The sequence below is a fragment of the Bacillus sp. SRL543 genome (assembly GCF_984799205.1).
Window position 1 is genome coordinate 1,224,527 of the sequence record NZ_OZ481794.1, and the last position, 22,991, is coordinate 1,247,517.

General features: G+C 47.4%; 18 protein-coding genes. 12 read left to right on the forward strand and 6 right to left on the reverse strand.

Features of this window, described 5'->3' with window-relative positions:
* Positions 1-83 precede the first annotated feature (83 nt).
* On the forward strand, positions 84-824 hold the full coding sequence (locus AC4E8B_RS06355; protein ID WP_490217729.1) for a class I SAM-dependent methyltransferase: 741 nt from the start codon (positions 84-86) through the stop codon (positions 822-824).
* A gap of 28 nt (positions 825-852) precedes the next feature.
* Here AC4E8B_RS06355 and AC4E8B_RS06360 read toward each other — a convergent pair whose 3' ends face one another.
* On the reverse strand, positions 853-1,434 hold the full coding sequence (locus tag AC4E8B_RS06360; RefSeq protein WP_490217731.1) for a YitT family protein: 582 nt from the start codon (positions 1,432-1,434) through the stop codon (positions 853-855).
* A 342-nt stretch (positions 1,435-1,776) separates the two neighbouring features.
* On the opposite strand from AC4E8B_RS06360, the gene AC4E8B_RS06365 reads away from it, so the two are divergent.
* Complete coding sequence (locus AC4E8B_RS06365) at positions 1,777-2,532, forward strand: SurA N-terminal domain-containing protein (protein WP_490217732.1); 756 nt, start codon at positions 1,777-1,779, stop codon at positions 2,530-2,532.
* Between the two features lie 661 nt (positions 2,533-3,193).
* Here AC4E8B_RS06365 and AC4E8B_RS06370 read toward each other — a convergent pair.
* Positions 3,194-4,495, reverse strand: a complete 1,302-nt coding sequence (locus AC4E8B_RS06370; RefSeq protein WP_490217733.1) for an NCS2 family permease — start codon at positions 4,493-4,495, stop codon at positions 3,194-3,196.
* 235 nt (positions 4,496-4,730) lie between these two features.
* Between AC4E8B_RS06370 and AC4E8B_RS06375 the strand changes: the two genes are divergently transcribed.
* Positions 4,731-6,374 carry a M20/M25/M40 family metallo-hydrolase gene (locus AC4E8B_RS06375; protein ID WP_490217734.1) on the forward strand — a complete coding sequence of 548 codons (1,644 nt, stop codon included), beginning with the start codon at positions 4,731-4,733 and terminating at the stop codon, positions 6,372-6,374.
* Positions 6,375-6,409: 35 nt separating this feature from the next.
* Here AC4E8B_RS06375 and AC4E8B_RS06380 read toward each other — a convergent pair whose 3' ends face one another.
* Complete coding sequence (locus tag AC4E8B_RS06380; protein WP_490217735.1) at positions 6,410-8,287, reverse strand: beta/alpha barrel domain-containing protein; 1,878 nt, start codon at positions 8,285-8,287, stop codon at positions 6,410-6,412.
* 181 nt (positions 8,288-8,468) lie between these two features.
* Between AC4E8B_RS06380 and AC4E8B_RS06385 the strand changes: the two genes are divergently transcribed.
* The 5 genes from AC4E8B_RS06385 (at position 8,469) to gnd (ending at position 14,058) form a co-directional block, all read left to right on the forward strand.
* Entirely contained in the window at positions 8,469-9,176 is a 708-nt protein-coding gene (locus AC4E8B_RS06385) for a response regulator transcription factor (RefSeq protein ID WP_490217737.1), read from the forward strand.
* On the forward strand, positions 9,173-10,540 hold the full coding sequence (locus AC4E8B_RS06390; protein ID WP_490217739.1) for a sensor histidine kinase: 1,368 nt from the start codon (positions 9,173-9,175) through the stop codon (positions 10,538-10,540). Before AC4E8B_RS06385 ends, AC4E8B_RS06390 begins: the two co-directional genes overlap by 4 nt.
* Positions 10,541-10,596: 56 nt before the next feature.
* Complete coding sequence (locus tag AC4E8B_RS06395; protein ID WP_490217741.1) at positions 10,597-12,297, forward strand: IseA DL-endopeptidase inhibitor family protein; 1,701 nt, start codon at positions 10,597-10,599, stop codon at positions 12,295-12,297.
* Positions 12,298-12,440: 143 nt separating this feature from the next.
* The gene (locus AC4E8B_RS06400) at positions 12,441-13,007 is read left to right on the forward strand and encodes a nucleotidyltransferase family protein (protein WP_490217742.1); all 567 of its coding nucleotides are present in this window, start codon (positions 12,441-12,443) and stop codon (positions 13,005-13,007) included.
* Positions 13,008-13,131: 124 nt separating this feature from the next.
* Positions 13,132-14,058 carry a phosphogluconate dehydrogenase (NAD(+)-dependent, decarboxylating) gene (gene gnd / locus AC4E8B_RS06405; RefSeq protein ID WP_490217744.1) on the forward strand — a complete coding sequence of 309 codons (927 nt, stop codon included), beginning with the start codon at positions 13,132-13,134 and terminating at the stop codon, positions 14,056-14,058.
* Between the two features lie 117 nt (positions 14,059-14,175).
* On the opposite strand, the gene AC4E8B_RS06410 is transcribed toward gnd, so the two are convergent.
* Positions 14,176-15,024 (reverse strand): MurR/RpiR family transcriptional regulator, encoded by an 849-nt coding sequence (locus AC4E8B_RS06410; RefSeq protein ID WP_490217745.1) that lies wholly within the window; start codon positions 15,022-15,024, stop codon positions 14,176-14,178.
* Between the two features lie 210 nt (positions 15,025-15,234).
* Between AC4E8B_RS06410 and AC4E8B_RS06415 the strand changes: the two genes are divergently transcribed.
* Positions 15,235-16,578, forward strand: coding sequence for a GntP family permease (locus AC4E8B_RS06415; protein ID WP_490217747.1), 1,344 nt, complete (start codon positions 15,235-15,237; stop codon positions 16,576-16,578).
* A gap of 156 nt (positions 16,579-16,734) precedes the next feature.
* Entirely contained in the window at positions 16,735-18,273 is a 1,539-nt protein-coding gene (gntK, locus tag AC4E8B_RS06420) for a gluconokinase (RefSeq protein WP_490217748.1), read from the forward strand.
* A gap of 48 nt (positions 18,274-18,321) precedes the next feature.
* On the opposite strand, the gene AC4E8B_RS06425 is transcribed toward gntK, so the two are convergent.
* Both AC4E8B_RS06425 and AC4E8B_RS06430 read right to left on the reverse strand, forming a co-directional pair.
* Positions 18,322-19,320 (reverse strand): inorganic phosphate transporter, encoded by a 999-nt coding sequence (locus AC4E8B_RS06425; RefSeq protein WP_490217750.1) that lies wholly within the window; start codon positions 19,318-19,320, stop codon positions 18,322-18,324.
* A gap of 13 nt (positions 19,321-19,333) precedes the next feature.
* A complete protein-coding gene (locus tag AC4E8B_RS06430) occupies positions 19,334-19,951 on the reverse strand; it encodes a DUF47 domain-containing protein (protein ID WP_490217751.1) in 618 nt (205 codons plus the stop codon).
* A gap of 418 nt (positions 19,952-20,369) precedes the next feature.
* Between AC4E8B_RS06430 and helD the strand changes: the two genes are divergently transcribed.
* Positions 20,370-22,628, forward strand: coding sequence for an RNA polymerase recycling motor HelD (gene helD / locus AC4E8B_RS06435; RefSeq protein ID WP_490217752.1), 2,259 nt, complete (start codon positions 20,370-20,372; stop codon positions 22,626-22,628).
* Entirely contained in the window at positions 22,618-22,989 is a 372-nt protein-coding gene (locus tag AC4E8B_RS06440) for a hypothetical protein (RefSeq protein ID WP_490217753.1), read from the forward strand. Before helD ends, AC4E8B_RS06440 begins: the two co-directional genes overlap by 11 nt.
* The last annotated feature ends 2 nt before the right edge of the window (positions 22,990-22,991 follow it).

Genomic DNA, 22,991 nt, shown 5'->3' on the forward strand with positions numbered 1-22,991 from the left:
CTGTACGAACGAAATGAAATGAGTAGCAGAAGGCCGGATATTCAGTTACAATCAAGGAAAAAAAGGGAGTTCAGACGGTGGAAATGGATAACTTTGAAGAATATGAAGATCCTGTTTTATATGATATTGAAAACAGCTGGACAGGGGAGCTGCAACTGCTGCTGGAGCATTTAAAAGGAAAAAGGGGGCCGGTCATCGACCTGGCATGCGGTACAGGGAGGCTCGCTATTCCGCTGGCTGAAAATGGTTTGGCAGTGACAGGTGTCGATATTCATAAAGGCATGCTCGGCAGGGCGGCTGAAAAAGCCAAAGATCTTCCCATCAAATGGATATGCGGGGATATTAGATCGATGGATCTGCAGCTGAAGTCTGAGCTGATTTACATGTCCGGCAATTCCTTTCAGCACTTTTTGGCCAATGAAGACCAGAATAAGCTGATAGAAGCCGTTGTAAACCATCTGGACAAGAGCGGGCTGTTTATCTTCGATACCCGGTTTCCTTCTCCAGAAGAATTGCTCCAGCCTGAACAGGAGGAATATTGGAAAACCATTACTGGTAAAAGCGGGGAGCCAATAGAGGTCTCTACTATAAGCAAATATGATTGTGTTTCACAGGTCCAGCATTATCAGACAATCCGAAGGAGCCATTTGGAAGAGACGGTTAAAAGTATTTATTTGAGATATACATATCCGCTGGAAATGGAACGGCTGCTCGAAAGCCGCCACCTGGAGATTGTCCAAGTCTATGGAGGCTGGGACAAAAGGGAGCTGACTGCCGGGTCTGAAACCATGGTATATGTATGCAGGAGTGTTAAAGGAGCCTGAAACAGGCTCCTTTAACAGACTTGCCCCGCTATGAGCCTTCTTCTGAATGCCTGCCCTGATTCATTATGATCGTTAAGATTGCCACACTGACAATGGTCAGGAATGAATAGAAAAAATGGGTCCACCCGACTGCTTTGATGCCGGAAGAAATAATCAGCCCATCCATCATAAAGATTATGATTCCCACATTGACAGACAATGCCTTCGAGAGGAGCTGGGCAAGCAGGTCAGAGCCGCAGGTGCTTGTATCATACCGAAGCATAAGCCCGATTCCGCAGCCGACCAGCATTCCGCCCGCTATGGCGCTTGGGAGGATCCCAAGCGCCATGCTCCCTTTCAATGACTGAAAAAGATCAATAAAAATGGAGGAAACCAGCAGGCCGGACAAACTGTAAAAAAAATACTTCCGATGATAAAACCAGGCAGCTGCATAAACCGGGATGCTGAGGCATACCAAAGACAATCCCGGGGGGAAATCATAATAATAGTGGAGAATGAGGCCGAGCCCGATAAAACCGCCATCCAGTAGATGATGCGGAATGATGAAGCCATTGATGCCAATCCCCATAAGAAAGCTTCCCATTATGATAGCCGTCATTTTCTGTACCATCTCTCACATCACCTTATCTTGTCCTATAAAGAAAAGTATGTGCGAATCGTACATTTAGAACGGCTGCTCAAAGGGATATAATTTGACAGCTGATACTGGAAGGCTGCTGATCAATCACGCTGTCTGCCGATGCAGATAAGGCAGTGAATATCCGATGAAAAGGGAGAAAAACAACAGGAAGATTCAGCCGGTCCCGCTATTTTTGGACAACCTCTGCCGCCTTTATCCAAAAGTTGGTAATGGGGGATTGGTATCTTTTCACGGAAAAATCAGCTATAATGCCCACTATATGAGAAATTAATAGAAATAGCCCTTTATCAGGAGGGCGAAAGGGGAAGGATCATGAAGAAGATTGTATGGATGATGCTGGCAGTCTTGACCGCTGCTGTTTTAACTGCTTGCGGCGGGAATGAGGACAGCGCTCAATCAGAAGATAAAAATACAAACAAGCAGGAAGAAAAGAGCCAGGAGGCCAGCATGAAGGAAATGCAGGAAAAACTGGACAAGCAAAAAATTGATGAACAAGAAACAGTTGCTGTTGTCAACGATGATAAAATACTGGGCAAAGATTTTAACGGTATGCTTATGAATGCTCAAATGAGCTACCAGATGAGCGGACAGGACCCAACTACCAAGGAAGCCTCAGAACAAATCAAGCAGCAGACAATAGACAGCCTGGTCGGCCAAACCTTAATCATGCAGGAAGCCGCTGAAAAAGGCTACAAGGCCTCAGAAGAAGAGGTGCAGGGCCAGCTGGATGAAATAAAGAAGCAATACGAAGGTGATGACAAGAAATTTGCCGCTGCCTTAAAGGATGCGGGCCTGACTGAAGATGAGCTGAAGGGGCAGATCAGCGATTCTATCGTATCAAACAAGTATATTGATAAGGAAATTAAAGCGGATACCGCAACAGAAGAAGAAGTAAAAGCATATTATGATCAAGTGAAAGCATCGACTCCTGAAGGACAATCAGTCCCGGAATACGATGAAATAAAAACAAAAATCCAGGAACAGCTCAACGACCAAAAGAAACAGGAAGTACTGGTCAAACAGGTTGAGAATCTGAAAAAAGATGCCAAGGTTGAAGTACTGATATAAAGGAAAGAGCAGCTGCATATTGCAGCTGCTCTTTTTTACTTGTTTTGAATTTTAGCGGGCGTTGACAAACGAATCAATTTGGCTTTTTATCTGGATGCTGTTAATTTCCGTTCCAGGCACTTCGCTTTCCGCGGGGCGGCGCTGAGCCTCCTCACGCTGCGCGCTGCGGGGTCTCAGCCTTGCCGCTATCTCCCGCAGGAGTCTGCGTGCCTTGCACTGCAATCAACAGGGTTTTTGAAATTAGTTGGGCAGGTTTGCATCGATTAATGGGGCTGCTGATTTCCGCTCCAGGCACTTCGCATTGACGCTATCTCTCACAGAAGACTACGTGCCTTAAACGAAGATCAACAGTCTTTAGAACTCATCTTGGCGATCTTGGTCCGTTAATTTGAGCAAGCGCCCTCCGCATTTCGAGTGTCCAGCTCCAGCGGCTAGAGCCTCGAGTCATAAGCCAATCAGGCCAGAAGGTTAAAGAACAACCTTCCGTCCTGCTCGTCTTTTGCTTGTCGCACCTGAACAGTCGCCTCCGCATTTCGATTTGTCCAGCTCCGGGCGCTAGCCCCTCGAGTCATAAGCCAATCAGATCAGAAGGTTAAAGAACAACCTTCCGCTCTGCTCGTCTTATGCTTGTCGGCTCTGGCAAGCCGCCTCCGCATTTCGATTAATGCGGCAGAAACGCCAGCTGATAAAAGAATAGCACGGCAAAGAGGTAAACTAGCGGGTGGACGTCGCGCCATTTTCCTTTTACGATTTTCATCAGCGGGAAGGAGATGAAGCCGAGTGCGATGCCTGTTGCGATACTTGATGTCAGCGGCATGCTGAGGATGATAAGGAACGCCGGGAATGCTTCGTCCAGCTCATTCCATTTAATATGAGAGATGCTTCCCATCATCAGGCTGCCGACAATGATCAGGGCAGGTGCGGTGATGGCGGAAAGTCCGGACACAGCGCTTACGAGCGGCCCGAAAAAGGCCGAAAGGATGAACAGCACAGCAACGGTCACGGAAGTAAGCCCGGTCCGCCCGCCTGCGGCTACACCTGATGAAGACTCGATGTACGCTGATGTCGGGCTTGTCCCGAACATTGCCCCGATTGTGGTAGCGATGCTGTCAGAAAGAAGCGCCTCCCTTGCCCGCGGCATCGTATTGCCTTTCATGAGGCCGGCCTGCTGGGCCACGCCGATCATTGTTCCTGTTGTATCAAAGATCGTGACAAGCAGGAAAGAGAAGACAACGGCATAAAGGCTATGCTGGAAGACTTCAGAAAATGCTGCCAGCGGATTCGCAATGATCAGGCCATCAGGAAGTGATGGCAGTGAGACCAGCCCTTGCTCAAAGCTGAGCTGGCCGGTGAAAAAGGCAATGAGTCCGGTTGCAATCATCCCGAAAAACATTGCGCCGTTCACATTCAGCACCAACAGGACGAGTGTGACAGCCAGGCCGATGAGCGCAAGCACAGCAGATGGCTGATGAAGGTCGCCAAGGGCAACAAGATTGGTCGGATGGCTTGTAATGATGCCTGTCAGGCGCAGGCCGATGAAGGCGATGAAAAGACCGATTCCGGCAGTGATGCCATGCTTCAGGTTTTCAGGGATGGCTTCAATCAGCTTTTTGCGGAAAGGTGTCAATGACAGGATGATAAAAATGATCCCGGCAACGAAAACGGCTGCAAATGCCGTCATATAATCAATATTTCCATGTGTGCCCACAACTGAATAGGCAAAATACGCATTCAAGCCCATTCCAGGGGCAATGGCTATCGGATAATTGGCAAACAGGCCCATCCACAATGTCCCGGCCACAGCTGCAATGATGGTCGCCGTGAATACCTGTTCAAAAGGGACACCGGCATCTGAAAGAATGACAGGATTGACGACTACGATATAAACCATCGTCAAGAATGTTGTGATGCCTGCAAGAACCTCTGTTTTCACATTGGTTTGATAATCTTTTAGTTTAAACATAAAAAAACCTCCGGAAATACGAACATTTAAAAAGCACAAATAATATATTATTCGTTTTTATGATGAAATTCAAGTCCTAATCATTATTATTCTGTAAAAAGCCCAAATGCATTCGGTTTCAAGAAAACTATTGATAGAAGCTGAGTGATCAGATGATTTAAAATAGTAAGAATAGAGGTTGATTAAACCTTCCTGCAGGCTATACACTTATTTCAAAGAATGGGGGAATTTTGCCATGTATGCAGAATTGCAGGGCCTGAATACCTTTGAACAGGCGGAAAAGCTGACAGCAGAGCTGATCAAGCGGGAAAGCTATACCAATACAGAAGGCGAACGAAGGAAGGCTGAATACATCAAGGAAATCATCGGTACTTTTCCATATTTTAAAGCCCGCCCTGACTTATGCTGGGAGCAGGAGATTCTAGGGGATCCTTTTTCCAGAAAAAATGTTTTTGCATTTATTGAAGGAAGGGGAAAGCAGACCATCCTTTATCATGCCCATTTTGATACGGTCGGTATAGAAGATTATGGCACATTGAAGCCGCTTGCCCATGATCCGGCAGGGCTGCAGGCTTTTTTTGCACAATATGAAGCAGATGAGGAGCTTTGGAAGGATGCGGTGTCAGGTGATTGGCTATTTGGCAGGGGAGCACTTGATATGCAGAGCGGAATCAGCGTCCACCTGGCGAACCTTCTTTATTTTTCAGAGCATCCGGAAGAGCTTGGCGGAAATCTCCTTGTCCTTTTCAATGCGGATGAAGAGGGCCAGCACACCGGCATACGGGCTGCACTGGGGGAATTGCTCCGGCTCAAAGAGGAGCATGGGCTCCAGTACCGGGCCAGCATCAATAATGACTTCATCTCGCCCTTGTTCGACGGGGACAGTAAGAAATATATCTATACAGGAACTGCCGGCAAGCTGCTGCCGTGTTTCTATATCGCAGGAAGGGAAGCGCATGCAGGAGAAAGTCTTGCAGGGCTTGATCCGACCATTGTGGCATCAGAGCTGAATCTAAGGATCAGCCAGAACTTCAAGCTCGCGGAAAAAGTGGAGGATGAATTGATTCTGCCGCCCAGCTGTTTATACATGAAAGATGACAAAAAAAGCTATGATGTCCAGACTGCTGTAAGCTGCAAGCTTTATTTCAATTATTTTATCTATAATAAAGCTCCGGTCGAGCTGCTGAAGGAATTGAAGTTGATTGCAATGGAAGCATGTGAGGCGTCTGAGAGGAGGCTTTCGGAAAGCTATGAGCTGTATCGGCGCACTAATAGCCTGCCAGCGGGCGGATTGGACTGGAACATGGAGGTCATCACCTTTTCGGAGATGGTCCATTATCTAGATGGACTGGGACTCGACCCAATGAAAACTGTCATGGATAGTTTAAATGAAGCGAAAAAGTACGAAAATGATGAGCGGATGCTGGCATTTGCAGCGGTTGAGGCGCTGCACAGGCTTGATCCCGAGAAAAAGCCGAGAGCAATCCTGTTTTTTGCACCGCCATTCTTATCTGCCAATCATATAGAGGAAAGAAGCATCTTGAGCTGCCTTGAAGATGTGCTGAAGGAAGAGGCACTTCTGACGGGGGAGGAATTTAAGCTGAGAAAGTACTTCCCGTATTTGTCTGATGCCAGTTTTCTATCATATAGCGGCACAGATTCTGAAATAGCACTACTGAAGGAAAATTTCCCGGCGATGGACGAGCTTTTTCCCGTTCCGCTCAAGGAAATGAAAACATTGAATATTCCGTCCCTGAATATCGGCGTCTATGGCAAGGGCGGACATAAATGGACAGAAAGGGTCTATAAGCCATATACCTTTGGAACCCTTCCAAACCTTATCAGAAAACTGACTGTCAGGCTGCTTCAAAGCAGCTGATCATAAGTCCGTTTCATTGAAAGCAAAAGGCTGCCTCAATCAGCAGCCTGGTCCAAGAAAAATCTGCGTGTGAGCATAAGCCCTGCAATATACAGGCCAAATGCAATATACGCGGGCAAGAGGTGGAAAAAGGTGGTGTATCCGATATAGAAATGGATGAGAATGCCAGCTGCAAACGCAGGAATCCCGCTGACGAGAAGCATCGTCCACACCCATCTTTCGCCTTGGCGGAAGCCCCATAAGGCAGTCATCAGCACCAGCAGGCCGACACTGAACAATGCGCTGCCGAAACCTGCCCGGTCATGGGCAATCAGCGGGATGAGCCTTTCATTAAGATTGTTCATCTGTTCAGGGGTCATGCAAATATAGCCGATATCCGTCTGTACAAAAACAGCGGTTGCGCCTATGGCGGAAATGGAAATCCCGCCAATGGCAAACGAAGATCCAAGGATGACAAAGCACAGCTGTCCCCAGAGGCTTTTCCTCCAGGCAGCTGTGTTTTTTCTATTTATAGAACTAGGTCTCTTATCGGCTCCCTGTGTTTTCTGGAACCCCATTAAAAAGAACGGAAGCAGAATGATCCAAAAAAGCCCATGAAGCCAATCAAAATAGCCATACCCGATAAACAGCAGGATACCCAGGAAACCGCTCACTGCGCCAGCATTGATGGCTTTCCGCGCCCAGTGCAGGCCGTGCCTGGCACCATGGCGGGCAAGCTCCATATAGAGGATCCCGCCAGAGATCATGGTTCCTGCCAATGTCATCCGGTCGTGCAGCATAAATTTGATGAGCAGCGGATTCATCAGAGTAAGGTCTTCCCTGCTGATGCCAAGGAAATGTTCATCATATGGCAGAATGACAGATGTCAGGCTGAAAAAAAGGGCGATCATCCCGCCGGCCAGAATGAAGAGGCCAAACAGCCAATACAGCTTCCAGCCATCAGTGTCCGTCTTTGCAGCTTCAGCCTGAAGGCCGGCCGCCCTTTCATTGATCCTCTTCGGAAGCCCGGGGCCTGAAGAAACATATCCTCCCGACAGCATAATCAAGTCTGCCCCCGCTGTATATAATGAAATGGCGTCCTCTGGCTCAAGGACTCCCCCGGACACAATCGCAGGAAAATCTGCCGGATAATTTTCTTTTATGTATGGCAAACAATCCGAGAAGGCTTCAGTGTCTTTTAAGGAAAACGTCTGCCGTGATCCCGTGGAAGAAGATTCTTCATCCAGGACAATCCCCTGAATCAGTCCTTCCTCTGCCAGGGCGGCTATCGGGTCCTGCCGCTTCCTGAAGCTGGCGGGGGAAGTGCCCAGCAGGACGGGTTTGCCTTTAAGAATGCCGGCAATCCTTCTGTAGTCTTCCCGCTTAAATCTACATCCATCTTCAATGATAAAAGCAGAAGCATATGGACAAAGCCGTGCAGCCAATAGCATGATTTCAGCCGCCATACACTCGCCCGGTGCCTTCGAATCGATTCTTATGAACAGCGGCAGATGGGAAGCTTTCACTTTTGAAAGCCGTGAGATTGTCCTGTGAAGTCCAATCGACTCCAGCGGTTCAGGGAATGAGACTGACCCGGCTTGATGCCGGGCGGCAGTGCCGTTAGAAAGCTGCTCGCCTATTGATACAGGTCCGACTTCAAGGAATCCAAAGCCGAGCTTTGTAAAAGCATTTGTACCTGAAAGAAGGGGGTCCACTTTTCCGCTTAAGCCGACAGGCGATTGAAAGCTGCAGCCGAAAAGCTCCTTTTTGAGCGCCGGATCCGGGGTCATATGGCCAAGGAATTCAATGATGTGCCTGCCCCCGGGGAGGGATGATATTCCATTCATTCCTTTATGGATAAATTCCCGGCCCGCTCTGCCAGGAAGTCTTCCGAGAATCGGTTTGAATAACGGGTGATACGACCAGTCAGGCATCGTATATACCTCCCTGCTTATTTTCTATCCCTAGTGTACTGGAAAACTTCCAATCTAACCAGAAGGCATCAGGGGCAAAAGCTGCATTTTTTTCGGGATAATAAATGAAAATATTTTCCAAAGAGCAAAGGCGTTGTAAAATAAAACCATGAATACAAACTGAATGTGCGAGGTCGCTAGAATGATAGAAGGAAAGATTTTGGTTGTCGAGGATGAATTGCCGATCCGTAAGCTTATATCATTTAATCTTGTAAGATCCAATTTTGAGGTGCTTGAAGCAGGGGATGGGAAAACGGCTTTGCAGCTTGCGGAGGATGAAGGTCCTTCGCTCGTGGTGCTGGATGTAATGCTTCCAGATATGGACGGCTTTGAAATATGTGCAGTGCTCAGGGAGCGGCACCCGGACCTCCCCATCATCATCCTTTCGGCAAGAGGCCAGGATATGGACAAAATCACGGGGCTTGAAATCGGAGCGGATGACTATATTGTCAAGCCCTTCAATCCGCTTGAGCTTGCCGCAAGGATCCGCTCTGTGCTGAGGCGGACTTCAAGGAGTTCTTCCTCCAGCCGTCCAGCCGCCTTGGAACTCGGCCCCTATCTGCTTGAAGTTAAAACCCAGCGCCTGTACAAATCGGGCAGGCTTGTAAAATTGACGGCAAGGGAATTTCAGCTGATGAAGTTTTTCCTGCAAAAGCGGAATGAACCTGTCACCAGGGATGAGCTTCTGGATGAAGTATGGGGTTTGAATTATTTCGGTGATCCGAAAACAGTGGATGTCCATATCAGGAGGCTGCGCGAAAAAATTGAAGATGAGCCTTCGAGCCCTTTGTTCCTGAAAACGGTCTGGGGGTATGGATACTGCTTTCAGGAAAGCGGGCAAAAGCCATGAAAAGCGGGATCAAAAAACGGCTTGCAGGAAGCTACCTTGTGATGATCATCATCACAGTGGCCCTTTTCGAGGCAGTCATCCTGTCCGCCCTGCGGCTTTACTATATGGGCGGGGTCAAGCAGGCACTCAGGGATCAGGGAAGCATGTTTTCCGTCTATTATGAGCAATACTTTCAAACTCGGCCGCTCAAGGATCATGCAGATCAGCTTCTGCAGCAATACAATTTCCTCCTTGATGCTAAGGTGCAGATCATCGGCAATGATGGGTCACTGCTCTCAGGGAGCGGCGGGGACGAAAGCCTGAAGGGGTTTCAGGATATAGAAACCGCCCTCTCCGGTACTACAGGCTACTGGACGGGGACTGAAGCGGGTGAAAAGCTCCTCTCTGTTTCGAGGCCGATCCTCGTTTCGGGAGAGCCGGCCGGTGCCATCAGGCTGACAACTTCACTCGAACAGCTCAATGATGTCTTCCTGCAAAATGCATTTGCATTGATCGTAATCGGACTCGCCGTCATCCTGATTGCAGGAATCATAAGCTATTTTCTGGCCAATACGATCGTCAAACCTGTAAGCCGCATAACAGAGGCTGCCGAATTAATGGCATCCGGAAAGTTTTCAGCCAGGATCAAGAAAGAGCGTGATGATGAAATAGGTCTGCTTGCCGACACGCTTAATTATATGGCCGAGGAGGTCGAAAAGCATGAAAAGCTGAAGAATGAGTTTATCGCTTCAGTTTCCCATGAGCTTAGGACCCCATTGACGTCTGTCAAAGGATGGGCCCTTACACTCCGGAGCATGACAGATGAAAAGGTGTTCACCGAAGGGCTGGATATCATCACAGACGAAAGTGAAAGGCTCAGCCATCTCCTCGGCGAACTGCTTGATCTTTCAAGCCTTTCATCAGGGAAGGCAGGCTTTGCCTTTGAGCGCATCCTGCTGCAGAAAATGGTCCACCAGACGGTCAATCAGCTTAGACCGCGGGCGAATCGGCAGAATATCCTTTTATCCAGCGAAATAACAGAAGAACCTCTTTTTTTAAATGCAGATAGAGATCGCCTGAAGCAGGTGCTGCTGAATGTCCTTGATAACAGCCTGAAGTTCACACCCGCAGAAGGAGCGATATCAGTCGCCGTGAAACGGAAGGACAAGGAAGCTGTCATCATCATCAGCGATACAGGGGCCGGAATACCTGCCCATGAGCTGGAAGCAGTAAAGGAAAAGTTTTATAAAGGAAAAATGCACGGAGCAGGAACCGGACTAGGGCTTGCAATCTGCCAGGAAATCATTTCGGCCCATCAAGGGCGTTTTGAGCTGGCCAGTGAAAAAGGGAAGGGAACCGCTGCGTATATCAGGCTGCCGCTGTAAAGGATGGAAAGTGTATTTTCTTTCTTCCTTTTCCGGCGGGGAGAGTGGAGGGGAACATGAAGAAAATCAACCATACTGCAATGCTGCTGGGCTGTTTGCTACTGGGAGGCTGCACGTTCCTTCCGGAGCCGGTCAGCCTTATACAAGCGCCCAGGCTCCCGGCAGAAAAGATTCAGGAAAAAGAAAATCTTGAACCTGTCGCAAAGCGGTTCCTGCCGGAAGATGCGATCCTTGCGGTTCCTGACAGGCCTGTAGGGGGCAGCAGCATACTGGAAGCGGATTTCGATGGAGATGGCTCACCGGAAGCGGCAGCTTTCTACAAGCTTAAAGGAGACCCCGGCAAACCAGGGGCTCTCGTGCTTAAAAAAGTGCGGAAGAAATGGACTTTGCTGGAGGATATAAAAGGGATTGGGTTTGAGGTTGGCTGGGGCACTGCTGCCGATGTGACGGGGGATGGAGCGGATGAACTTTTGCTGGGATGGAGCATCGGCGCTTCAGCGGGAAGCACGCTCAATATTTTTTCGTTCGCGGAAGGTTCTTTGAAAAAGATTGGCCAGGAAAATTATCATGAGCTCGAACTTGTCCGCCCTGAAGAAGGAACTTTGTATTCTTTGGCTGTCTGGGCACGCGATCTCGCTGATGTGTATCAGGTCGATATGCTTACATGGAACGGCAGCAGGTTTGCCCCCGATGAAAAGCTGTATCCGGCTTACTTCCCAAAGGTATCTCAATATTATAAAGCCAGAACAGGAGAAGTCCCTGATGCAGCTATGTACTGGTACTTCCTGGCTGAAGCGCAAATGAAGGAAGGAAAGCCCGAAGAAGCGGTCCGGTCGATCGAAAAAGGCATGAACCTTCATATAATCATGCCGGATTACAGCAAGTTTTCAGAGCTGAAGAATCAAATAACAGCAATGCTTGATAATAGGAAAGGCAAGGATGCCTCTTTATATCTCCCTGACCCGGATTTGACGATGGCCATTCCGCTTGAGCTGTATCCTTATTTGATTGTGGAAGGATCTCCTGGAACTGGCAATGAATACAATTTATCAGCAAGCATCAAGCCTGAAGGGCAGGAAAAGGGACTGCTGTTTGAAATTGTCATATATCCTAAAGAGCTGGGAGAAACCATAAACGATCAGGATCTGCTGAAGCTTTTTGAGGATGACCGTTTTATTTATATGGTCAGGAAAGGGCTGGAAAACCCCTACCCCGCAGCCAGTCCTGCTTTTGAACTGTACAGCCTGGCAGTTTCTGAAAAGGATGAAATGATCTCCAGCTTAAAGAGGGGTTCTCCGGTTCTGAAGCTTGCAAACTTCGAGGAAGAAATGCTGGCCGCAGGAATTAATGAAGCAGCAAAAAAGCGCTGGTATGTTCAGAGCGGCGGACATATAGAAGAAATGGAAACCGTAGCGATCAATGATATGGATTATCGCTTTATGGGCAAGGATCTTGATTCAGAATCAAAGCTAGTTCAGTATTTTTCAGCTTCTTTTACAAACGAAGCCATTTCAGCTTATATAGCCCATGCAGGCATCAAGTCTCATAATGGAAGGCTTGCGCAGCCTAATGCAGATGGCGGATCTACCATGGATTACAGGAAAGTGGAAGTACTTCAGATGAAGGATGCGGGTGAAGTGAAGGAGTTTGATTTTAGGGCACCGCTTGGCGACACCCTTTTATATGAAACCTTTCACATTGAGTTTGTAAAAACAAAGGCCGGCTGGAAAATTTCATCCATGCCGGGAAGTTTTTAGTTCCTGGATAGTCCCTGCAGCCTGCTCATGCAGGGACTATTTCCAATTCTGTGAAGCAGCTTTTTTTATTTTTCTTCGTGGCTGCTGCCTGATGGAAAGGAAAACTGTCTGACAGAGAAAGCTGTATGTCTGGGGGGATAATAGTGGGATTGAATAGTGAAGAGGACGTTATAAAGGCCATTCAGGAGGACAGCTGGATGATGGACATCCTGGAAGCAGCTGAAAGCGCCGGGCTGCCTGACTGGTGGATCTGTGCGGGATTTGTGCGCTCTAAGATCTGGGATGATTTGCATGGATACAGGGAGAGGACGCCGCTCCCGGATATCGATGTAATTTTTTATAATGAAAAATATGCAGACAAAGCGGCTGAAAAGGAGACTGAGAAACAGTTGGGCAAGAAGCTGCCCGGTGTTCCCTGGTCAGTGAAAAATCAGGCAAGGATGGCCGTCCGCAACGGGATGCCACCATACTCTTCTTCTCTTGATGCAGTATCTAAATTTCCTGAGACAGCTACTGCGCTGGCTGTGCGCCTGGAACAGGGCAGAGTGGTTTTAGGTGCTCCCTGGGGAGTGGTAGATGCAGTTGGCGGAATAGTAAGGCCAACCAGGTTTTTCCTGGAAAAGGAAGAAAGGATGGACATATACCGCCAAAGGCTGAATAAGAAAAAATGGCAGCTTATCTGGGACAGGCTGTACATACAGCAGATTTGAAAATAAGCGGCTAAAAAATAATCCTGCAGAAATAGGGCATGAATAAGATAACTCGCCAGAGGTTGTAGTGATTGATTTTTGGAGATAAAATGTTATAGTTGAAAAGGATTTTAATCAAAGGCTTATGCTGTACATAGGAGGAAGAAACGTGAAGCTAGGTATTATCGGACTGGGAAAAATGGGCTACAATCTGGCCCTTAATATGAAAGACAAAGGCCATGAAGTGGTGGCTAATGATGTAAATACAGAAGCGATGGAAAAGATTTCGGCAGAAGGGATCGCGACTGCAGCTTCCATTGAAGAGCTGGCAGGGCAGCTTCCTTCTCCAAAGGTAATCTGGATGATGGTGCCGGCTGGCGAGATCACAGAAAAGGTTCTGAACAGTGCAGCCGCTGTGCTTACTGAAGGAGACATCATCATTGACGGCGGAAATTCCAACTATAAGGAAACTCTCCGCCGCGGGGATGAGCTGGCAGAAAAGGGCATTCATTATATTGACTGCGGAACAAGCGGCGGGCAGGAAGGTGCACGCCACGGCGTCTGCACGATGATCGGCGGCGACAAAGAAGCATTCAGCGTTGTAGAGCAGCTGTTTGCCGATATTTCAGTTCCGAACGGCTATCTTTACTCAGGTAAGCGCGGCAGCGGCCACTTCCTTAAGATGGTCCATAACGGCATTGAATATGGAATGATGCAAGCTTTCGCCGAAGGCTTTGAAATTCTTGAAAAAAGCAATTTCGACTATGATTACAAAGAAGTATCGCGTGTGTGGAATAATGGCTCTGTCATTCGTTCATGGCTGTCCGAGCTTCTGGAGAATGCGTTCAGCAAAGATCCTAAGCTTGAGGGCATCCGGGGTGTCATGAATTCATCAGGCGAAGGCAAGTGGACAGTTGAGGCAGCATTGGACTTCCAGGCCTCAGCCCCTGTAATTGCCATGTCCCAGTTCATGCGCTATCGTTCGCTTGAAGATGATACATTCCACGGCAAAGTGGTAGCAGCGCTCAGAAATGAGTTTGGCGGCCATGCAGTCGTGAAAAGCGGCGAATAATAAAAAAGGATCCTGACTCAGCAGGATCCTTCAGACTGCAGACAGATTCGATATCAATCGGGTTTGTCTGCAGTTTTTTTGTTGCTTATCAGGAAATTAAGCGTTTTCATTTTCCTGTTAGATCCGCTTGGAAGAGATGGCATTTCTCATTTTCCGAAGTGCCTGCTTACCTTCATCTTTGCGGGCAATCATGACGTTTACATATAAAGCGTCGATGATGCTCAGCTGGGCGATGCGGGACGACAGGGCTTCTGAGCGGTAGTCTGTTTCTTCGGCAACCGTGTAAAGGGCAATGTCCGCCTGCTGGGTCAGCGGGGTTTTGGCAAAGTTGGTGATGCTGATGGTCCTGGCGCCGTTTTCCTTCGCGACCTTTATCGCCTCAATCATGTCCTTTGTTGACCCGGAATGTGAAATGAACACGGCTGTATCTTTATCGGTCAGCTGGGAAGCGGACATAAGCTGCAAATGGGAATCACTGTTGGCATGAACGGTAATCCCGGTCCTGATGAATTTGTGGTAGGCATCCTGAGCAATGATCCCTGAGCCGCCGCTTCCGAAGAATTCGACCTTTTCCGCCTGCAGGACCGCTTCGACAGCCATTTCGAAGGCTCCTCCCCTGATAAGCTTCAGGGTATCCTCCAATGTGCTGATATTCGACCGGAACACTTTCTCAGAAACCGTGAGAATATCATCTTCTTCCTGGATAGTCTCGTGGATATCCCTGATCGGTGCAACAATTTCCGAAGCAAGGGCTATTTTCAATGCCTGATAGCCTTTAAAGCCAATCCTTTTGCAGAAGCGAAAAACCGTTGAATCTGCTATCCCCAGATCATCTGCCAGCTGATTAATGGAGCTGTGGACGATTTTTTCAGGGTTCTCCAGAATATAGTCGGCAATTTTCTTTTCTTTATCACTGAATTTTGAATAATGGGTTTTTATGCGGGCAAAGCAATAAAGAGTTTCCATTCATGCACTCCCTATCATATTTTCTATAATCCTATTATAAAAGAAAAAATTTTCTTTGAAAACGGTTGCAATCAGAAAAATATTTTATATAATGAAAGTATGAACGAAAGAAATTTTTTCTCTTAAATTTTAAAAAGGAAGAAATTTATTTCGTATACTTTTTGTTTAATAGAATTTAAAATGTAAGCGTTTAATAGGGGAGGAAATATAATGTCTGGTTCAATGTTGATTCTAGTAGCAATGGCAGGAATCTTTCTGCTGCTTTTCCTTGTAATGAAAACCAAGCTTCATGCTTTTGTCGCATTGCTCCTGGTCAGCCTGCTTGTCGGGATTGCCGCCGGGATGCCGCTTGGGGGAGTAATCGAATCTGTCCAGAGCGGCATGGGGGGAACCCTCGGGTTCGTTGCTGTCGTAGTCGGACTCGGGGCTATGTTTGGCCGGATGCTTGAGGTTTCCGGCGGAGCTGAGCGCCTGGCGCAGACGATGATTAAGAAATTCGGCGAAGATAAAGCACAGTGGGCCCTCGGGATCACAGGCTTTATCGTAGCCATTCCAGTCTTCTTTGATGTCGGCTTCATTATCCTTGTGCCGATTGTTTACGGGCTTGCCAAGAAAACAGGGAAATCCCTCCTGTATTATGGAATACCGCTGCTGGCAGGGCTGGCAGTAACACACAGCTTCATTCCGCCGACTCCGGGGCCGATTGCGGTAGCTGACCTGATCGGCGCAGACCTCGGCTGGGTCATCTTGTTTGGGATTTTAGCAGGTATCCCATCCATGATCATCGCTGGTCCGCTTTTTGGTAAATTCATTGCCAAAAGGATTCATGTGACCATCCCGGAATATATGAATATTGAAGAAAAAGAATATGATAAGGAACTTCCAAGCTTTGCGATGATTGCAAGCATCATCTTCATCCCGCTCGTACTGATCTTGATCAATACAGTGTCAGGTGTTTTACTTGATGAAGGAAATGGCTTGCGTGCATTATTCACTTTTATGGGCCATCCATTTGTCGCATTGACGCTGGCCACTTTGCTGGCATTCTATTTCCTCGGCACGAAACGCGGATATTCCCGCCAGGAAGTACAGGATATTGCAACCAAGTCTCTTGAGCCTGCAGGGATCATCATCCTTGTAACCGGTGCCGGCGGCGTCTTCAAGCAGGTTCTGATCGATTCAGGAGTTGGCCAGGTTCTTGGCGATATGATGGCTTCTTCTTCCCTGCCGCCAATCCTGCTTGCATTCCTGATTGCTACATTTGTCCGTGTGGCCCAAGGGTCAGCAACGGTAGCAATGGTAACAGCTGCAGGCCTTATTGCCCCGCTTATTGAAATCATGGGACTGGAAGGGCCTGTCCTTGGATTAATTGTAATCTCTATCGCGGCGGGTGCAACCATTTTCTCTCACGTTAATGATTCAGGCTTCTGGCTTGTCAACCGCTATTTCGGACTTGATGTAAAAGATACGCTGAAATCCTGGACAGTGATGGAAAGCTTGATCGCAATCGTTGGATTCCTGGTTGTGTTCATCATTGGGTTCTTTATTTCCTAGGACGGCAGCCGGATGAATATAGAGGAGGAAGGGAGCGGCTGCGCTTCCTTCTTCTGTATTACAGGACTTCTTCAAGGGAGAATCCGTATCGGTGTATGTTATTTTTGATTCGTTGTAAACTTAACAAGAGAGTTTTAAAAGATTGGAGAGGTTCATATGACAGCAGAAAAATATATGCTAGGAGTGGACATCGGAACGACGAGCACGAAGTCTGTCCTTTTTAATACAGAAGGCAGGGTGGCTGCCAAGCATTCGATCGGCTATCCTTTACATACGCCAAGCCCGTCGGCTGCAGAGCAGGATCCGGATATCATACTGGCCGCTGTGGCGGGCACCATCAAAGCCTGCATGCAAGACATCGATTCATCCGGCCTGCTGTGCGTCAGCTTCAGTTCTGCGATGCACAGCGTCATTGCTGTCGACGGGGAAGGGGTACCCCTTACCAAAAGCATCACGTGGGCGGATAACAGAAGCGCCAAATGGGCTGATAAAATCAAACGCGAGCTGAATGGCCACGAAATCTATCTGAGAACAGGAACGCCGATCCATCCTATGTCCCCATTGTCCAAGCTGCTTTGGATGAAAAATGAGGAAGAGGAGATCTTTAATCGGGCGGCAAAATTCATCTCTATTAAAGAATACGTATTCTTTAAGTTTTTTGGCGAATATGTTGTCGATTATTCCATTGCGTCTGCAACAGGCATGTTCAACCTGAAAAATCTGGAATGGGATGCCGAGGCGCTTGGTGTAGCCGGGATTCAGCAGGATAAGCTTTCAAAGCCTGTTCCAACAACTCATATTTTGAAAGGCTTGAATGAAGAGTATCAGAAGCTGACCGGACTCGATGCTGACGTGCCTTTTGTTGTCGGGGCGAGCGACGGAGTGCTCTCAAATCTTGGAGTCAATGCAATAGATCCCGGAGTCGTTGCTGTCACAATCGGGACAAGCGGAGCCATCAGGGCTGTGACAGATAAGCCTGTAACAGATCCGAAAGGCAGGATCTTCTGCTATGCACTTACTGAGAAGCATTGGGTAATAGGCGGACCGGTCAATAATGGCGGCATGATTTTCCGCTGGGTCCGGGATGAGCTGGCTGCCTCTGAGGTAGAGACGGCCAAGAGGCTCGGTATTGACGCATATGATGTGCTGACAAAGATTGCCGCTGCTGTCCGCCCTGGCTCAGACGGCCTTATCTTCCATCCCTATATGACAGGGGAAAGAGCACCTTTATGGAACAGCAATGCAAGAGGATCATTCTTCGGGCTAAGCCTTCACCATAAAAAAGAGCATATGATCCGCTCTGTCCTTGAGGGTGTCATTTATAATCTGTTCACTGTCCTGCTTGCATTGGAGGAACTGATCGGGGAGCCGAAGAAAATCCAGGCGACAGGCGGATTCGCAAGGTCAGAGCTTTGGAGGCAGATGATGGCTGACATCTTCAATCAGGAGGTGGCCGTACCTGAGAGTTATGAAAGCTCCTGTCTAGGCGCTGCCATCCTGGGCCTGTATAGCATAGGTGAAATAGAGGATCTGAGCATCGTGTCCGGGATGGTCGGGGACACCTTCAGCCATAAGCCGAAAGCTGAAAATGCGGCCGTGTACCAGGAGCTGCTTCCTGTCTTCATCCGCCTTTCCAGAGCGCTTGAAGGGGAATATGAAAATATAGCCAGCTTCCAGAAGAAGCATATCGGCTGATATAAAAAAAGCTATTGGAGAATATACTCCAATAGCTTTTTTGTTATGTTAAAAAATAGCATTAAGCAATAAGTACACAAGCCCGGCGATCGTCGCTGAAATCGGGAGGGTAATCACCCAAGTGATCAGCATCCGCTGTGCTGTACCCCATTTGACGCCTTTCAGGCGGTGGGAGGATCCAACTCCAAGAATGGAAGACGAGATGACATGGGTTGTACTGACAGGCAGGTGGATTGCTGTCGCACCAAAAATGATGGCAGCGCCAGTCAAGTCAGCCGCAACTCCGTTGATAGGGCGGATCTTCATGATTTTGCCGCCGACAGTTTTGATGATTTTCCAGCCGCCGACAGAAGTTCCAAGACCCATTGCTGCCGCACAGGACAACTGGACCCAAAACGGAATATCATCAGTTGTGACATAGTTATTGGCAATAAGCGCCATAGTGATGATCCCCATTGCTTTCTGGGCATCATTCGTACCATGTGTATAAGACTGCAGGGCAGCCGTGAAGATCTGGAACAGGCGGAAGTTCCGGTTTGTTTTTGTCAGGTTGTTGTTTTTGAAAACGACCTTAAAAATGCTATATACAATGAATCCGACAACAAAAGCGATGAGCGGAGAGAAAATCAGCGCCTGGAGGATTTTCATGAAGCCTCCATAGTTAAGGGCCTGGAATCCTGCTGCCGCTATTGCTGCTCCTGCGATGGAACCGATGATCGCATGGGAGGAGCTGCTCGGGATTCCGTAGTACCATGTGAGCAGGTTCCAAAAGATAGCAGCAATAAGTGCCGCCAGGATGACGATTGATCCGTTCTGCAGAGTAAAAGGATCGACAATATCCTTTGTAATCGTTTTGGCGACCCCGGTAAAGGTCATGGCTCCGACAAAGTTCATCGTGGCGGCAAGTATAATGGCATGCCTTGGCTTTAATGCTTTCGTTGAGACAGCTGTGGCGATGGCATTCGCTGTATCATGGAAGCCGTTGATAAAGTCGAAGGCCAATGCCCCTATGACAATCAGTATAGTTATGATAAAAATGGAATCCATTTATGAAAGCTCCTTATGCATTCTTCATGATGATAGTTTCTAGAGTGTTGGCGACATTCTGGCAGCTGTCAGCAATATCTTCCAGGTTTTCATAAATTTCTTTATATTGAATGATGCGGATCGGATCTTTTTCGACAGAAAACAAGTGCTTGATGGACTGGCGCAGGACTCCGTCACATTTTGATTCGTAATCCTTGATTTTAATGGCATGCTCCCTGATATCCAGCAGCTTTTTGGTTGAAAGCAGCTCGACAGCCTTTTCAATTTCCAGCGAGCAGCTGAGGATGGCATCTACAAATTTGAGCATATAATCGTCAGCCTGTGTAATAGAGTACATTTCAAACAGTGCAGCGCAATGTTCGATGCCGTCAAGGACGTCATCCATGCTCATGGCAAGGTGGAGAATATCTTCGCGCTCGATAGGAGTAATAAAGGCGTTATTCAGTTCTTTGATGACTTCGTGGACAAATGTGTCTCCTTTTGTTTCGTACTCTTTCATTGTTTCAGAAAAAATTTTCAGATCGCTGACATTTTTCAGCTTGTAATCGGCAAAATAATGAGCGCCTTCCTTCACATTGGAAGAAATGCTGCTCAACAAAATTGCAAACTTGTCCTTCTTCTTGAAAACCATATTTAAACCCCCATTTGTTAAATGCCTAGAACCAAAAGTTTTTTCAGCGGATGGCCGGTGATGCGCCTGGTTAGTGTATTAGTATACCCGCTATCCTGCCAAAGAAGCTCTTACATCCAAATTGTCTAAAGAAAATTCCTGCCATTGCACTGGCAAAAAAAATCTCCCAAACGAAAACATTTTATATGAAATTTGTCGAATAAGGTAGCTTTTCGCTCAAAATTTACAAAAACTTAATATAAATACTATACCGACTTAAAATTGTCCTGGCAGTTATACTTGATTTTGACAAATTTTCCAGCTGGAGCAGAAAGGTATTGTAAGAGGTTGATTTTTCTGATAATATATCTTTCTGCTCCTCACAAGCCCATATGAACTTCTTTCTCAAGCGGCTGAAATGGAATGAAAGGAGAAACATATGACATCAGATCAGCACCCCGATTATCAGAAGGAAAGTGAACGGCTCAACTTTACCAGAAAATATATGGAAGCTGTCATTAAAACAGCCGAAACCAGCAAAGACCAGTTCAAGGAAAACATGAAAGAAGCCTTTCAGGACACTGACTGGCTCGAATCCAGTTTAAGCTATTCTTCCATTTTGACAAACGCCCGTTTTTTTGAAATGTCCAAGGATGAGCTGGCAAGCCTCCGAAAAGCCCATCCAAAGCCTTATTTTGCACGGCTTGACTACCAGCACATAGGCCAGGAAGAGAAGGAGAGCCTGTATATTGGAAAAACCTCGCTCTATTCCAGGGAAAACCAGGAACAGATTATTGTGGACTGGAGGTCCCCGATTGCCAATCTCTATTATGAAGGCAGGCTTGGAAGGGTCGAATATGAGGCCTACGGAGAAAATTATGATGGCCAGCTGACATTAAAAAGACAGCTTATGATTGAAGATGGCATTCTGGGGGAAATCCGGGATATCGATCTTACCACTACCGACGAACTGCTTCAGGATTCCCTCGCCAAAAGCTCCAGCAGCCGGCTTACTGAGATTATTTCAACGATCCAGGAAGAGCAAAACCGCATCATCAGGGCGGATCTGAACAAGCCCATCATCGTCCAGGGAGCGGCGGGAAGCGGAAAGACGACCATCGCCCTCCACCGCATCAGTTATTTCATCTATCAGTATAAAGAGAATTTCCTGCCGGAGCAGCTGATGATCCTGGCTCCGAGCCAGCTGTTCATAGACTACATATCAGAAGCATTGCCGGAGCTTGGGGTGGAAAGAGTCAGGCAGACGACATTTCCAGAGTATGTCCTGCAGTGCGTTTCCGGGAATTTCTCCATCGCAGAGGACAGGAAGCTCATCCATCTGCTTGAAGAAAAAGGGGAGGGGTCCGGGCTCAGAGTTTCAGAAATCAAAGGATCCCGGGTGTTCAAGACCGTTTTAGATCAGTACTTAAAGAGCATCTCTTATACCTTTTATCCTTCTGACGACTTTATGGCGGATAAGTTCCGCCTGTTCAGCAGAAAGAAATTCATCAGGCTCTTTCATGAAGATTATCATTATCTTCCCTATTTCAGGAGGCTTGAAAAGCTCAAGAGCATCCTTCAAGGCGATTTGAAAAGGAAGAAAAAGAATATCCTCGCCAAAATTGAAGCTTACTATGATGACAGGATTGACAGGGCCATTTACCGCGGCAAGGATGCGGATAAAAGAAGGGAATATGTCTCACATGCCCTTGATCAAAAAGCCGAGCGGCTGAAGGAGCTGCAGAAGAGCATCAGAAGAGCTGTACCCGACTATATGAAGCAGTTCCCGAAAAAGAAGGCGCTGGATTATTACCGTGAGCTTTTTGAGGATCCGGCGCGGATCGCCCGTTTCTCAGGGAATGAGCTGACGAAAGGCGAAGCAGAAGAATTATGCAGCTATTCACTTTCTCTGCTCTCCAAGAAGAAGGTTGAACGGGAAGATCTGGCTGCCCTCCTGTATCTGCAGACAGAGCTCTACGGGGTCGATAAAGATTTAAAGGCAAAGAATATTGTCATTGATGAAGCCCAGGATTACAGCTATATGGAGATATATGCCTTAAAAAAGGCCTGCGATACAGATATGTTTACGCTGGTGGGAGATCTTGCCCAGGGAATCCATTCCTACCGCGGCCTGAAGGCGTGGGAGCCGGTCGTCAGCGAGATATTCCCGCGGGCTACCTATACAGAGCTGCAGAAAAGCTATCGGACCACCATAGAAATCATGGAAAAGGCAAATCGCCTGCTGAAGCTCCTGCCTTATTCCTTTCCGCAGGTAGAACCTGTTGTGAGGCATGGGGAAAGCCCGGCTTTTATAAAAAGGGAAGAAGGGGCCGGGCTCGCACGGCAGATTGCGGAAAAGGTAAAGCAGCTGAGGAAAGAGCAGTTAAAGACCTTTGCTGTCATCGGGAAGACAATGAAGGACTGCCAAGCCTTATATGATTATTTTAAAAGAGAAGCCGCTGAAAAAGTCCGTCTGCTTGCAGAACAGGAGAGCATTCCGAAGGATGAAATAGTGATTGTCCCTTCCTATTTATCCAAAGGACTGGAATTTGATGCAGTATTCATGGTTTCGATACATGAAAAATACGACGAGGCTTCAGAAATCGATATCAAGCTTTTATATGTCGGAATGACCAGGCCGCTCCACAGACTGTACTTTTACGGCGGGGAGAGAGCAGATTTCCTGCTTGAAGAATGAAATTATGAAGAGGAATCCTGAATTGGCAGGGTTCCTTTTTGCGTTTAAAAACAACCTTATAAAAATGGGCTCGTTTGGTAAAGTATCTTTACCGGATATTGGTTTTGGACAAGTTTTCCAGGGGAAGAAGTTTATTACATCACCGGCGGAAGCCGTTTATATAAAATGGGCGGCTGCAGCGGGGCAGCCGCTTTTGGTTTCTCAGGCATTATGGGAGGGCATAGCAGTGCAACTTTCTTGTTTTCCCGCTGCGTCAAAAATCACTCTAGAAAATAAAGGAAGGAAGCTTAATGTTTTAGATTTTGAAGCTGGGGTAATTTATTTGTACAAGCAGCAAACAACAAACCGAAAAGGAGGATGATG

What these genes read in the sequence shown, in the direction of transcription:
- AC4E8B_RS06390 (WP_490217739.1), top strand. Translation starts at nt 9,173, where the DNA reads ATGAAAAGCGGGATCAAAAAACGGCTTGCAGGAAGCTACCTTGTGATG.
- gntK (WP_490217748.1), top strand. Translation starts at nt 16,735, where the DNA reads ATGACAGCAGAAAAATATATGCTAGGAGTGGACATCGGAACGACGAGC.
- AC4E8B_RS06415 (WP_490217747.1), top strand. Translation starts at nt 15,235, where the DNA reads ATGTCTGGTTCAATGTTGATTCTAGTAGCAATGGCAGGAATCTTTCTG.
- AC4E8B_RS06430 (WP_490217751.1), bottom strand. Translation starts at nt 19,951, where the DNA reads ATGGTTTTCAAGAAGAAGGACAAGTTTGCAATTTTGTTGAGCAGCATT.
- AC4E8B_RS06355 (WP_490217729.1), top strand. Translation starts at nt 84, where the DNA reads ATGGATAACTTTGAAGAATATGAAGATCCTGTTTTATATGATATTGAA.
- AC4E8B_RS06385 (WP_490217737.1), top strand. Translation starts at nt 8,469, where the DNA reads ATGATAGAAGGAAAGATTTTGGTTGTCGAGGATGAATTGCCGATCCGT.
- AC4E8B_RS06380 (WP_490217735.1), bottom strand. Translation starts at nt 8,287, where the DNA reads ATGCCTGACTGGTCGTATCACCCGTTATTCAAACCGATTCTCGGAAGA.
- AC4E8B_RS06360 (WP_490217731.1), bottom strand. Translation starts at nt 1,434, where the DNA reads ATGGTACAGAAAATGACGGCTATCATAATGGGAAGCTTTCTTATGGGG.
- helD (WP_490217752.1), top strand. Translation starts at nt 20,370, where the DNA reads ATGACATCAGATCAGCACCCCGATTATCAGAAGGAAAGTGAACGGCTC.
- AC4E8B_RS06375 (WP_490217734.1), top strand. Translation starts at nt 4,731, where the DNA reads ATGTATGCAGAATTGCAGGGCCTGAATACCTTTGAACAGGCGGAAAAG.
- AC4E8B_RS06370 (WP_490217733.1), bottom strand. Translation starts at nt 4,495, where the DNA reads ATGTTTAAACTAAAAGATTATCAAACCAATGTGAAAACAGAGGTTCTT.
- AC4E8B_RS06365 (WP_490217732.1), top strand. Translation starts at nt 1,777, where the DNA reads ATGAAGAAGATTGTATGGATGATGCTGGCAGTCTTGACCGCTGCTGTT.
- AC4E8B_RS06395 (WP_490217741.1), top strand. Translation starts at nt 10,597, where the DNA reads ATGAAGAAAATCAACCATACTGCAATGCTGCTGGGCTGTTTGCTACTG.
- AC4E8B_RS06425 (WP_490217750.1), bottom strand. Translation starts at nt 19,320, where the DNA reads ATGGATTCCATTTTTATCATAACTATACTGATTGTCATAGGGGCATTG.
- gnd (WP_490217744.1), top strand. Translation starts at nt 13,132, where the DNA reads ATGCTGTACATAGGAGGAAGAAACGTGAAGCTAGGTATTATCGGACTG.
- AC4E8B_RS06410 (WP_490217745.1), bottom strand. Translation starts at nt 15,024, where the DNA reads ATGGAAACTCTTTATTGCTTTGCCCGCATAAAAACCCATTATTCAAAA.